The sequence below is a fragment of the Nitrososphaera sp. genome (assembly GCF_013388945.1).
Classification (GTDB): domain Archaea; phylum Thermoproteota; class Nitrososphaeria; order Nitrososphaerales; family Nitrososphaeraceae; genus Nitrososphaera.
Window position 1 is genome coordinate 1 of the sequence record NZ_JACAEH010000029.1, and the last position, 12,423, is coordinate 12,423.

The window sequence follows — 12,423 nt, forward strand, 5'->3', positions numbered from 1 at the left end:
AAGGCTCTTTCCCACCTTTGCGGGGTTTATGTCAAAAGCCGAGACGATACTGATGCTAGACGGCCTGAAGCCGGCGACCTTCTGGTGCCAGAGGCCGACGGTGTTTTTCGGGTTGCTGTAATAGTCGACGCCCTGCACAAACGTGGCGCCCACGTTGCCGACGCCTATAACGGCAACTCTGATATCTGCCATTTGACACGCAATAAAGTCTGTGAGGATTTAATCTTTTGCCGGTTTGGACACCGGGCCCTGGCGGACCTTCATGTCTATCTTGGATATCATGTCAGAAAGCACCGACTTGTTGGCGTTCAGGTACTCCTGGCCCTTGTCCCGGAGGCGTATCTGCGCAAGCCTCAGGTCGCGGTGCTCGTCAAAGAACTGCTCTATCATGGCGCTTCCGTGCTTTGCCGGGTTTATCAGCTCGTCAAAGCACTTCTTTGTCGCCTCAAGGTCGCCCTTTTCGACTGCCTCCCTCGCCCTTCCCAATACGTCGCTGATGTCCTTGAGCTGCTGCATGGGGGCAGACACTTCCTTCCTGCCAAGCAGGCCGACCTTTTTCGTGCTGCCGACCTTGTCCGCTATCTCCTTTGTGAGCTCGTAGTATTCTTCCATGCCGGTGATGTTGCGCTTTTCGCGCCGGGTGAGCAGCCCTTTCATGGACAGGCGCATTATCGCGTCCTCGACTTCGACCTTGTCGATTCCAGTCACCCAGACTATCTTGCCGACATAGTCGTAGCCCTGCCTTATCGATTCAAGCACGACGACTTCGATAATCCTTCTGAAACCTTCCTCCGCTCTTGCGTTTTCAAAGTCTCTGTCTTTTACGGCTTTGCGGGCGTTCTGGATGTCAATCTCAATCGAGCGCTTGAGCGCCTCGAGGCCCTCGTCGACCTTGCCTGTGAGCGTCATGTAGCAGGCCTTGTTGTACCACGACATGCCGTCGTTGGGGTTGATGTCTATTGCCTTTTCGCAGCACTCGATTGCCTTTTCGTAGTTCTTCATCTTGTAGTATGCAAGCCCCTTGAGGTTCCAGGCGTCGGCGTTGTTGACGTCTATTTCAAGCGCCTTGTCGTACGCCGCGACTGCTACCGTGTACTCGCCGAGGTGGAAATGCGCATAGCCTTTCTTGACCCAGGCATCCACGTACTGCGGGTCCAGCCTGAGGGCAAGCTCGAAGCTCCTGATGGCGTCAAGCATCTTGTCGTTTGACATGTGGTTGACGCCCTTTTTGTAGAGGTCGCGCTTTTGAAAGTCAGTATCGGTAAAATTCTGCCTTTCTTGCACGTCGGAAGGGCGCTCATCCTCGTTGCCCCCGAAGAACCTGCCCATAAGAAAGCTGACCCGCTTCGAGGATAAATAGATTATGATACAAGTCCGCACAGTCGAGGCATTATTATACGCGCCAGCCCATACCCTGTGCATGTCACAGGGCGGCACGCCAGACAAGATAGAATTCAAGATGCTCGACTACGAAAGCGTCGGCGACGACACGGTCACTTTCAAGCTGGAGGACGGCACGGTGGTAAAGGTGAAAGTGTCGCTTGAAAGGGTGGGTATTGCGACGAACTACCGCAACCCTGACGGCACGCCGCACTACGCGGTAAACAGCGCGGTCAAGCTGTACGTCATCCCTGCCGACAGGCGCTTTACCATGCCAAAGAACCAGGTTGCGGGCGCAAAGCCCGACAGGCAGACGCCAAGCCACATCACCTAAACTTTAAATCACTTTCAAAAAGTACGTCCAATGTGAAGGGGCCGGTACTGGTAAAGCTCGGCGGGTCTGTTATCACGTTCAAGGACAGGCCGCTTGCTGCCAACATCGAGGCAATAGACAGGATATCCTCTGTCCTTGCAGGCGTCTCGCCGCTTGTCGTTGTCCATGGCGGGGGCTCTTTTGGTCACTACTGGTCCGTGAAATACGACATGCACACCAAGCCTGCTGCCTACGACCCGCACGGCGTGTCTGTCGTGCACGAGTCGATGGTTGCGCTCAACCAGGTAATAGTCAATTCGATGATAAAGGCGGGGTCAAACCCCTACGCGCTTGCGCCGCCCGTCTTCACGTCCGGCCACAGGCCGCTTCCTTCAAAGATAAAGGAGATAGGCGCGATGGCGCAGGCCGGGATGACTCCTGTCACCTATGGCGACGTGGTGCACATGGGCGGCAAAAAGTACTCTATACTTTCAGGCGACGCGCTGATGTCGATGCTCGCAAGGGCTTTGAGGCCTTCAAAGGTGATATTTGCCACAAACGTGGACGGCATATACCGGGACATGAAGGCAAAGGAGCTTGTTTCTGAGATGCGCCCTGACGGCAAGGTCGAGTTCTCTGACGTGCTTGCAGACGTCACGGGGGGCATGCAGCGCAAGGTAAGGGAAGCATTTAAGATTGCATCCCTTGGAATGGATGTAATGATGGTAAACGGGCTCGTTCCTGAGCGCATCGCAGAGGCCGCAGGCGGCAAGACGCCTGTAGGCACGCTCGTGAGGGGGCGCAGGTAGGTGCCAGACACCTCAGAAGTGCCCTCCGACATCGAGGTGATAAAGCAGCGCAAGAAGGACGGCATAGAGATACCGCTCAACAAGGACGTCCAGGCCCGCGCGACGTCCACGTACCTGGAATACGTGAAACTGGTCCACAACGCGCTTCCGGAGATAGACTATGACGACATCGACCTTTCGACGACTTTTCTCGGGCACAGGTTCTCGGCGCCTTTGATAATCGACTCGATGACGGGGGGCACCGACGAGGCTACCGTGATAAACGGCAGGCTGGGCGAGCTTGCGCAGAAATACGGCCTTGGCATGGGGCTTGGCAGCCAGCGCGCCGGCCTGAAAAGCGAGGAACTTGCAGCCACGTATTCTATAGCAAGAAAGAACGCACCCGGCGCGTTTCTCATCGCAAACATCGGCGGTGCGCAGCTTGCAAAGGGCCTGACAATAGACGAGGCAAGAAAGATAGTCAAGATGATAGGCGCAAACGCGCTTGTAGTCCACCTGAACCCGCTGCAGGAGCTTGTACAGCCGGAGGGCGAGCCCCGGTACAGGGGAGTCCTTGACAAGATATCCGAGCTTGTAAAAAGCATGGACGTGCCTGTCATAGTAAAGGAAGTTGGCGCCGGCATTTCGCGTGAAGCCGCGATCAGGCTGGAGATGGCCGGCGTGTCTGCGATAAACGTCGCAGGGGCCGGAGGCACCAGCTGGGCAGGTGTCGAAAAACTTCGCGCAGACATGGTGAAGGATAGGGCAAAGGCGCGCCTCGGAGAGGTGTTCTGGGACTGGGGCATACCTACTGCTGCAAGCCTGGTACAGGTGAGGCGCGCAGTCAAACTTCCGCTCATTGCGTCGGGAGGCCTTAGAAACGGCCTTGAGGTGGCAAAGTGCGTGGCGCTTGGCGCAAGCATGGCTGCGATGGCATACCCCTTCCTGAAGGCCGCAGCCAAGTCAAAGGAGTCGCTTTTCGAGTTTGCCGACACCGTGCTTGCCGAGCTAAAGAGCACGATGTTCCTTGTGGGCGCGCAGAACGTCCGGTCACTTGCAAGTTCAAGATATATATTGACAGGGCCGCTAGCAGAGGAGGTCGGTCGCGGATGAAGGCAAGCAGCGCAAAAAACGAGCTTGAAGCATGCGCGTCGTCCGTAAACGAGTTTCTTATTTCGCACCTTGCAGGCAGGCCAAAGGAGCTGTACCAGGCGTCGTCGCACTACATCCGCTCAGGCGGCAAGCGCCTCCGGCCGTTCATGGTGATAAAGGGCTGCGAGCTCTTGGGAGGCGACATCAGGCGCGCGCTGCCCGGCGCGGCCGCGGTGGAACTTGTGCACAACTTCACGCTGGTGCACGACGACATCATGGACAACGACGAGATGAGACACGGCGTCGCGACGGTCCACCGGCAGTTCGGGCTTCCGCTTGCAATCCTCGGAGGCGACGTGCTGTTCTCAAAGGCCTTTGAAATTCTTGCAATTGAGGGAAAGAAGGTCGGCATCGCCGATTCTGCCATAACAGAGATGTCCGGGAAACTTGCAAACGCGTGCACGGTCATCTGCGAGGGCCAGGTCACGGACATCGACTTTGCGTCAAACACCAAGTTTCCGAGTGAAGCGCAGTACATCGACATGATAGGCAAAAAGACAGCCGCGCTCTTTGAAGTGTCGTGCGCGCTGGGCGCGCTATCCGCGCCAGAGTACACGGCGCGGGACGTGTCAAACCTCTCCTCATTTGGGCGCAACGTGGGCGTGGCATTCCAGCTCGTGGACGACCTGATAGGCGCAATAGGTGATCCCAAGGTAACGGGCAAGGCAGCAGGAAACGACATCCGTGAGGGCAAAAAGACGCTGCCCATCCTTCTTGCGATAAAGAGGGCAAAAGGCGCAAACAAGGAAAAGATAATGAATGTTTTCGGCTCCAAGACGGCGACTTCTGCCGAGATAAAGGACGCTGTAAAGGCCGTGTCTGACATGGGCGTGGACGAGGATGTGAGGAGCTCTGCAAGGGAGCACATGAACAGGGCCCTTGCCTCGCTTGAGGAGTACGGCGACGCGCCTGCGCGGCGCTCACTCGAGTTTGCCGCGAATTTCATAGTGGGCAGGAGTCTTTGAGTTGCCGCTTGACAGCGAGGCCGAGAGTCTTGTCAGGGTAGTCGCGCTGAAAAACGCGCTCGACCACGGTGGCAAGGCGCAGCTGGACGCCGTGATGTCAAAACTCCTGGGCTCAAGGCCTGACTTGCGCTCATCTATAAAGTCGCTCATACCTGACATCAAGGCACTAGTAGCGTCTGTAAACGCGATGTCTGCTGCGGATCAGAAAAAAACGCTTGAAGAAATCGCGCCAGGCGAGCTTGTCGCAAAAAAGCAGGTCGAACAAAAGTCGCCGCTTCCGCCGCTTGAAGGGGCAGAGCATGGCAAGGTCGTTACAAGGTTCCCGCCGGAGCCAAACGGCTACCCGCACATTGGTCACGCCAAGGCGGCGATAATCGACGAGGAGTACGCCCGCATGTACGGCGGCAAGCTGATACTGCGCTTTGACGACACGAACCCTCTCAAGGAAAAGCTGGAGTACTACGAGGCGATAGCAGAGGGCCTGGAGTGGCTTGGAGTAAAGCCCGATATCGTAAAGAACACCTCCGACGACATCGCAATCCTGCACGACTATGGCAAGAGGCTTGTCAATTCGGGCGGCGCATACGTGTGCACCTGCAGCCAGGACAGGGTGCGCGACCTTCGCGCAAAGGGGCTTGCGTGCGAGTGTAGGGCCGACGGCGTCGACGTCGCCGGGCGCCTGGAAAAGATGTTTGCCGGCTCGTACGAGCAGAACGAGGCCATCATCAGGTTCAAAGGCGACATGGCAGACCCAAACACTGCTATGCGCGACCCGGCGCTTTTTCGGATTATCGAAGGCGACCACCCAAAGGTGGGGAAAAAGGTCCGGGTCTGGCCCACTTATGATTTTGCAGCGCCACTTGAAGACAGCCTTGACGGCGTGACGCACGCAATGCGCACCAAGGAATACGAGCTCCGCAACGCGCTCTACTTTGCAATACTTGACAGGCTGGGCCTGCGCAAGCCGGCGATGATAGAGTTCTCCCGGCTTGAATTCGAGGGCATGCCCGTCTCAAAGAGGAAGATAAGGCCGCTCATCGACAGCGGGACGATAAAGAGCTGGGACGACCCGCGCCTGCCGACGCTATCTGCGTTCAAGAGGCGCGGATTTGTTCCTGAAGCAATACGCAAGTTCGTGCTCTCGCTGGGGCTGACTCTTGCAGAGACAAAGCCGCCGTTTGAGGCGCTCGAGGCGTTCAACCGCAAGATAATAGACCCCAGGTGCATGAGGCTTTACTTTGTGCGCGACCCTGTCGAGGTCCGCGTCGAGGGCGCAAAGGAAATGCAAGTCACGCTAAAGAACCACCCTACCGACCCGTCGCTTGGAAGCAGGAAGGTGAGAGTTGCAGACAGGCTTTTCATGGCAGGCGACGACGCGCAGAACCTCAAGGAAGGCGACGAGCTGCGCCTCATAGAACTTTACAACATCAAGGTGGCCGGCCTTGAGAGGCAGGACGGCAGGGTGCGCGCCGTGAGGGCGGTGATGGGAGGCGACGAGATCCGCCAGTCGATGCCAAAGGTGCAGTGGATTGCAAAGAATGATATAGTTGAGTTTCAGGTTATGATTCCTAAAGCGCTGTATGCGGGCGAGGAATACAACCCAGACAGCCTCGAAGTCGCCAAAGGCGGCGTCGAGTCGTTTGCAGCGGCCCTTGCGCCTGGTGCCCAGGTGCAGTTCGTCAGGTTCGGGTTCTGCCGGATTGACAGGAGCAACACAGCGATACTTACGCACAGGTAAGGACAATGAAGATAGCGAGAATCAACGATTCCAAGTTCAAAGAGACGTACGCGCTTGTGTCTGAAGACGGCAAGCGCCTTGTCACCCGGCACGAAATACAGGAGCAGACCGGGATCCCCGTGCCGCCGAGCATCAAGGATTTCATGTTCAAGGGCTGGCTTGCCGAAGTCGCCGGCGCAAAGGACAAACTGCACTTTTCGCACAAGGTCGACGGCGCAGAACTTCTAGTCCCGATACCAAACCCTCCAAAGATAATCTGCCTTGCGTTCAACTACTACGACCACGCCCGAGATGCAGGGTTGACGCCTTCTGACGAGCCGGTGATATTCATGAAGCCCCGGACCGCGCTCAACAAGCCTTTCAGCGACGTCATCTGCCCCGCGTTTGTGACGAGGCTCGACTACGAGGCCGAGCTTGCAGTGGTGATAGGCAAGGACACCAAGCACGTGTCAGAAGAAGAGGCGCTTGACAGCGTGTTTGGCTACATGATATTGCACGACGTGTCTGCGCGCGACATACAGTTCAAGGACAAGCAGTTTACGCGCGGAAAGGGCATAGACACCTTTGCGCCCTGCGGTCCGTGGATAACCACAAAGGACGAGGTGCCCGACCCGCAGAACCTGCACATCACGACAAAGGTGAACAACGAGACGAGGCAGGACTCGTCGTCAAGCAACATGGTGCTTTCAATAAAGCGCATAATATCTGCGCTCAGCAGGACAATGACGCTTGAGCCCGGCGACATCATTTCTACCGGCACGCCTGCAGGCGTTGCGATGTCGATGAAGGAGCCCCGCTACCTGAAAAACGGCGACATCGTGGAGATATCGATAGAAAAGCTCGGAACTATAAAGCACAAAATAGTCTTCAAGTGACGTTTATATCAAAACACGTAGTGCTCTTTGGCATGGCGCGGACAGTTGCCGCAAAGACGTTCATGTCGCGCATGAACGAAGGCAGGGGCTCATGGCTTGCAGACAAGCAGATTCTTGCTGCCTGCGAAGAATTCTTTAAAGAAAACGGCTACACCGGCGTGGACCGCGACGTCGTGTTTGCCGGCCACACCAACTTTGTGTCGCCCCTCGTTGCCTCAAGCGAACTGCAGACAATCGCGACGATTGTCAGGCCGCAGATAAAGTACGACATGGGGTTTCTGGGCTCGCTTGAATCGATCCTTTACGACGTAATAGACAACCACGACAGGGCTACCCTGATGCTTGCGACAGATTCTCTGTCGTATTTTCCGATAATCCAGACAGAGGAGATTGGCGTAGAGATAGAGAACCTGATGGACGAGGGCATGCTCCTGCTTTTCGTCAACGGCAGGGGCTCGCACGCGCTCTTTGACGAATTTGAAAAACTGGCAACGCCCGTGCAGCTGCCCGATTGATCATTTCTTGTCAAGGCCGGCCTGCCTCGACAGCCTTGCGACCTCGCCTTCCATTATGCGCCCGTAGCGCTCCCAGGCTTCCGACATCCTGCCCCTAGTGTTTGCCAGCTGTATCGAGACGTTCAGGGCGTCAAGGCACGTCTCAAGCGAGCGCTCGGTGGCAAAGTCGTTCATTGCCCTGTCAAACTTGGCGACCAGCTTGCGCTGCTCGTCGCCCAGCTCGTTTATCGCCTTTTCAAGATCGTCAACGTCGTCAGAACCGTCACGCCTGAACCAGCCTGCCATACATTCGTTCATGCGATTACACACTAATTAGTCGTTTTCCTACATCTTCGGACATTCATGCATAACGTCTTTTTTTGAGCGTGCATAAATGCATAAAATGAGCACGGCTATGCATAAAACGCCGTTTTGCGCGCCGAACTTGTATTAAAGAACTAATTCAGCTCGCTCACTTTTTATGTTAAATTAGTTCTTTTAGGCAAGAGCCGGCCATTGAAAGGCCATGTCTGGGCAGAAAGGCGAGATGCAAGTTGAAATCGAAACCCGGCGCGCCAAGGTAATGGCGCTCCACAGCAAGGGGATCACCCAGGATGAGATGGCAAAGGAGCTCGGGGTGGACCAGGCCACTGTCAGCCGCGACCTGCAGGAGATGCGCAAGCAGTCAAAAAAAGTGGTGGAGCAGCAGGTAACAGACGAGGCGCTATTCGAGTTTTCTAGGTGGATGGCCGGCCTTGACCAGATGACCAGGGTGGCATGGAAGATGGCTGAGAACGAGAACTCGTCTGCAATTGAAAAGCTTAGGTCGCTCGAGTTCCTGCGGGACTGCTACAACGCGAGGCTGCGGATGCTCATAGGAACAAACGACGACAGCAACAGCGCGCAAAGCCACGTATTCAAGATGAGACATGAAAGCTATGTGTACGAGCCGGATTTCCATTTCAGGCGGGAAAAGAACTAGTCAGGCTGTCACTAGGCTCCGCGAACCTTTCTTAGTATTAGGTCCTTTTTTGTACTTTGCGCATGACATTAGATAATTAATTGCGCCTTCGCTACCTGATTCATACGGACGCAAGTGTAACAATGTATTTATTATACGGAAAATGATTCTTGGGAGTAATGGTAGTTGACAACAAGGGCAAGATCACCTACCTGCAAGTGATCAAGGAGGATCTTGCTGTATTCAAGATAACTCCCGAGAACGGCCAGATCCCGGACTTCAAGGCCGGGCAGTTTTTGACCATCGGGACTAATGTGCCCAGCGAGGGCAAGATTATCCGGCGCGCCTACTCCATCGCGTCGCCACCGGAGCAAAAGAAATACTGGGAGCTTTATATCCGCTGGGTCAAAAAGCCGGTCCCCGGCAGGCTGACTACGCAGCTGTTCAACATGAAGGAAGGCGACGATATCCTCTGGGTCAAGCCCACAGGCATTTTCACGATAAACGAAAAGATGCACGACGGAAGCCCGGACAACAGGAGGATGGTGCTAATAGGCGGTGGAACCGGCCTTGCGCCCTTTGTGTCGTACTCGGGCCACCTGCACGCGACAGGGAGCAAGCGCGAGATTGTTGTCCTGCACGGCGCAAGCTATGTCGATGAGCTTGGCTACCGCGACTACCTCTCGACGCTTGAAGAGGAGAGCCTGGACAAGGGCAAGGACAAGTGGAACTTCCGCTACCGCGCAAGCATCTCAAGGCCGCAGGAGTGGTTCAACAGGACCTGGAACGGCCAGAAGGGCAGGGTCGAGTCGTTCTTGCGTCCAAAGGCTGGCAAGGACCTATCGCCGCTTGAAGAGCTCGTGGGAGAGAAGGTCACGCCGGAGAACACGTCGTTTTACATCTGCGGCTGGCAGGGGACCGTCGACGGCGCGCTGGACTACCTTATCCCCAAGGGATTCGTGACAGAGCGCAACAAGCGCAAGGACGGATCGTACGACATCAAGTTCGAGTCGTACGGCTAGTCTTAAGCCTTATATTCGGACGGAAGGCAAAAAAGCGCATGAAATTCGAGTACGAAGAATTTGGCACGGTAGAAGACGTTTTTCTCTACCTCACGTCGGTCGCGCCCTACGGCAAGCAGGTGATGCCTGTCAGCTCGTACAAGGGCTACATATTCTCGCTGATCCCGCTCAGCCCGCTGACAGGCGAGGTGCTGATGATGGTCTACACAAAAGGCAAGCTCGAGCCCGGCCTTGTGGAGTTTGACGTTTCAACTAAAAAGTTCCGCACGGTTTCGGCAATAGAGCGCGCCGACAAGAATTACTTTATCGTGCTCACGCCCAAGTCTGCGACGCTTGCAGACGAGGCGATAAAGAGCCTCTCTTAGAGTTTCTTTGGCAACGGCGCAGTGACAGAGCGCTTGTTGCTGTAACGTGCGATGATGTCCTCTGGCACCTGGCCTGCGAACAGCTCCTTCGAAAGGCCGCGGAGGTACTTCATTATTGCCCACGTGCCTGCCTTTATCAATAGCGCCATGAACACCTTCATCATGGGACCATAGGACTTGTTCCTGATGATGATGGGTATGATGTCGTCTATCACGCGCAGGTTGTGCTCCCAGCACTTCCAGAACAGCGTGAACTGGGCCTCGTTGAGGTTGCCAAAGTGCATCGAGTTCTTCTCGGAAAAGTCCTGGTAGAGCAGTGGCGCAACAATGCCGCGCATGTTGGTCTGCTTGAAATCCTCGATGAGGTCGATAGTGTACTGCGTCTCGTCCGGCGTCTCGTCGGGCCAGCCGATAATGAGCGTGAGCGCAGGGAACCACCTGTTCTGATTGAGGATCTTGCATCCTTCTCTTACTACCGTTCCCCACTCGTCGGGCTGGAACGGCTTTGTCTTGACTCCAAGGTGCTTCTTGACCATGCGAGGCGCAACAGTCTCGATGCCGAGGTTGGTGGCAAGCCACCTGCCGCTTCCGACGTTCATCTCGTTTATCTCTGACATCTTCTTTATCAGGTCAGGCGACGACGCGACTGCCGAAAGAGTCATGTGGGTTGTTCCGACAAAGCGCGCGCCCGTGGACTTTAGCCCTGACCAGAGCTCGGTGATTGCGTCTGCGTTGGGAATAAAGTCCTTGTTGTCGCAGCCATACAGCAGCATCTCGTCTGACTGGAGCCAGATAGAGTCAAAGCCATAGTCGAGGTTCAGCTTCGCTTCCTGCTTCAGCCTGTCGAGCGTAAAGTCCTTCTTGGTCCTCTTGTTCACGTCGCAAAAGTCGCACCCGCGGCCGCACCCGCGCATGGCCTCTATGAGCGAGTTTACCGTCGGACCCTGCATCATGGGCACGTTGTCTATGTTTCTCACAAACGTGTGCAAAAGCTCTGGCGCGTCGCCGGCCTCAAGGTCGTGGAACAGATCAAGTGCAAGCTCGTCGGCCTCGCCGATGACGACGGTGTCGATGCCGTGTATCTTCATCCTGTCCGGCTTGGCTAATTCCCACGAGCCGTTGCCTCCGACGACCACTTTAAAGTTGTACTTTTTCTTGAGCTGGATGATGGAAGCGCACATCTTCTTGAACTTCATGGCGACGTAGGAAAGTTTCTCTGGCGACATGGTTGTGGTAACAGGCGCCATACCGAGCGGGTCCATCACGTTAATGCCGACCACCTTTGTGTCCGGGCCTATAGACTTTTCAAGCATCTCGGGGTGTGCCAGAAATATTTCGTCGCGTTTGTACTCTTTCAAGAGCGCGCCCTCTATCCTGCGAAGGCCGCACTGCGCGACTTCGACCCCGCCTGTCGCAGGATCAGTCTTGACCGACGGACAGAACAGCTTGTCAAAGACAAATTCAGGCACGAGCTCATAAGGTCCGCAGGCGATGAAGCCGTAAAGGAAATTGCCCCTGTAGTTTGTCATCAGGGAGCGGTCTGCAGTAAGAACTATCCTCTTGCCACCGGAAGCTACCATTGCGTTGTACCGTATTCGTTTTCGCTTGGCTATAAATAAACCTATTACTCCGTTCTCCACTCGGTTATTTAGTAGAGGCCCTTTCTGTGGCCCCGGTCAAGTATCTGCCTGAGCTTTGCGTGGTCAAGGAGCGAGAACGCGTCCTTGAGAGTCGCCCACGTGAAATCCGCGTGCTCCTCTGATATCCTCACGTCTTTTGTTGGTGTCGTCGCAAAGTAGAACCTCACCTCTTTTTCAGACCTCATGCCGTCGCCCTTGAAAAACGAGTAGGTTATCTTGCCGATGTAGGACTGGATGTCAAGGTCCTTGATGCCTGTCTCTTCCATCACTTCGCGGACAAGGGTCTGGATTTCAGTCTCGCCGCGCTCCTTGTGGCCCTGGGGAAAGCCCCAGAACCCGCGCCTGTTGCGCAGGAGCAGAAATTCCGCGGTCTTGCTGTCCGGCGACCTGTGCTTTATCACCGCGCCGACAGACTGTTCGTTTACCACTTTGGTTACTGCTAATCAAAAATGGGCGCTCAATAATAACGGTAACGCTTGGTCATGTCGAATACTTGGTATTCTTCTTGGCATCGACTGGGAGGATTAGCGTCAGTCTCACGTTCCCCTTCATCGCTTCACCTGCCAAGCCTTTTGAACGGCAAGACACCGTGCCGCTATCACGGCTTGAGCTTGACCATTGCCCTTGGGTTTTGCGCCTTGTCACCGGCAACGCCCAACCCGCCCACATCAGACTGCTTGCGCAGTCCTCATCGACTGATGGCTCTGATTCCTGTATTCTCTATCTATCA

At 55.5% G+C, this 12,423-nt stretch carries 14 protein-coding genes and 1 pseudogene; 10 read left to right on the plus strand and 5 right to left on the minus strand.

Features of this window, described 5'->3' with window-relative positions:
- A pseudogene (locus HXY31_RS11815) lies at positions 1-192 on the minus strand (myo-inositol-1-phosphate synthase); the annotation flags it as partial.
- A 27-nt stretch (positions 193-219) separates the two neighbouring features.
- Positions 220-1,329, minus strand: coding sequence for a tetratricopeptide repeat protein (locus HXY31_RS11820; RefSeq protein WP_292643252.1), 1,110 nt, complete (start codon positions 1,327-1,329; stop codon positions 220-222).
- Between the two features lie 91 nt (positions 1,330-1,420).
- On the opposite strand from HXY31_RS11820, the gene HXY31_RS11825 reads away from it, so the two are divergent.
- Genes HXY31_RS11825 through HXY31_RS11855 form a run of 7 tightly spaced genes read left to right on the plus strand, consistent with a single transcriptional unit; the run spans position 1,421 to position 7,726 of the window.
- Positions 1,421-1,714 (plus strand): hypothetical protein, encoded by a 294-nt coding sequence (locus HXY31_RS11825; protein WP_292643254.1) that lies wholly within the window; start codon positions 1,421-1,423, stop codon positions 1,712-1,714.
- Positions 1,715-1,746: 32 nt separating this feature from the next.
- On the plus strand, positions 1,747-2,502 hold the full coding sequence (locus HXY31_RS11830) for an isopentenyl phosphate kinase (protein ID WP_292643256.1): 756 nt from the start codon (positions 1,747-1,749) through the stop codon (positions 2,500-2,502).
- Complete coding sequence (gene fni / locus HXY31_RS11835; protein WP_292643258.1) at positions 2,503-3,594, plus strand: type 2 isopentenyl-diphosphate Delta-isomerase; 1,092 nt, start codon at positions 2,503-2,505, stop codon at positions 3,592-3,594.
- Complete coding sequence (locus HXY31_RS11840; RefSeq protein ID WP_292643260.1) at positions 3,591-4,598, plus strand: polyprenyl synthetase family protein; 1,008 nt, start codon at positions 3,591-3,593, stop codon at positions 4,596-4,598. Before fni ends, HXY31_RS11840 begins: the two co-directional genes overlap by 4 nt.
- Before the next feature lies 1 nt (position 4,599).
- A complete protein-coding gene (locus HXY31_RS11845) occupies positions 4,600-6,336 on the plus strand; it encodes a glutamate--tRNA ligase (protein WP_292643282.1) in 1,737 nt (578 codons plus the stop codon).
- Positions 6,337-6,341: 5 nt separating this feature from the next.
- A complete protein-coding gene (locus HXY31_RS11850; RefSeq protein ID WP_292643284.1) occupies positions 6,342-7,211 on the plus strand; it encodes a fumarylacetoacetate hydrolase family protein in 870 nt (289 codons plus the stop codon).
- Positions 7,212-7,243: 32 nt separating this feature from the next.
- Positions 7,244-7,726 carry a hypothetical protein gene (locus tag HXY31_RS11855; RefSeq protein ID WP_292643286.1) on the plus strand — a complete coding sequence of 161 codons (483 nt, stop codon included), beginning with the start codon at positions 7,244-7,246 and terminating at the stop codon, positions 7,724-7,726.
- Here the strand turns inward: HXY31_RS11855 and HXY31_RS11860 are convergent, their stop codons facing one another.
- Positions 7,727-8,011, minus strand: a complete 285-nt coding sequence (locus tag HXY31_RS11860; protein WP_292643287.1) for a hypothetical protein — start codon at positions 8,009-8,011, stop codon at positions 7,727-7,729. It abuts the gene before it with no gap.
- 220 nt (positions 8,012-8,231) lie between these two features.
- On the opposite strand from HXY31_RS11860, the gene HXY31_RS11865 reads away from it, so the two are divergent.
- The 3 genes from HXY31_RS11865 (at position 8,232) to HXY31_RS11875 (ending at position 10,053) form a co-directional block, all read left to right on the plus strand.
- Positions 8,232-8,687 carry an HTH domain-containing protein gene (locus tag HXY31_RS11865; RefSeq protein ID WP_292643289.1) on the plus strand — a complete coding sequence of 152 codons (456 nt, stop codon included), beginning with the start codon at positions 8,232-8,234 and terminating at the stop codon, positions 8,685-8,687.
- Positions 8,688-8,845: 158 nt separating this feature from the next.
- Entirely contained in the window at positions 8,846-9,688 is an 843-nt protein-coding gene (locus HXY31_RS11870; protein WP_292643291.1) for an FAD-binding oxidoreductase, read from the plus strand.
- Between the two features lie 38 nt (positions 9,689-9,726).
- Positions 9,727-10,053: a hypothetical protein gene (locus HXY31_RS11875; RefSeq protein ID WP_292643293.1), complete on the plus strand. Its 327-nt coding sequence runs from the start codon at positions 9,727-9,729 to the stop codon at positions 10,051-10,053.
- Here HXY31_RS11875 and HXY31_RS11880 read toward each other — a convergent pair.
- Both HXY31_RS11880 and HXY31_RS11885 read right to left on the minus strand, forming a co-directional pair.
- Entirely contained in the window at positions 10,050-11,582 is a 1,533-nt protein-coding gene (locus HXY31_RS11880; protein ID WP_366933107.1) for a radical SAM protein, read from the minus strand. The two genes, HXY31_RS11875 and HXY31_RS11880, sit on opposite strands and share 4 nt — an antisense overlap.
- A gap of 119 nt (positions 11,583-11,701) precedes the next feature.
- Positions 11,702-12,121, minus strand: a complete 420-nt coding sequence (locus HXY31_RS11885) for an NUDIX domain-containing protein (RefSeq protein ID WP_292643297.1) — start codon at positions 12,119-12,121, stop codon at positions 11,702-11,704.
- Positions 12,122-12,423 lie beyond the last annotated feature (302 nt).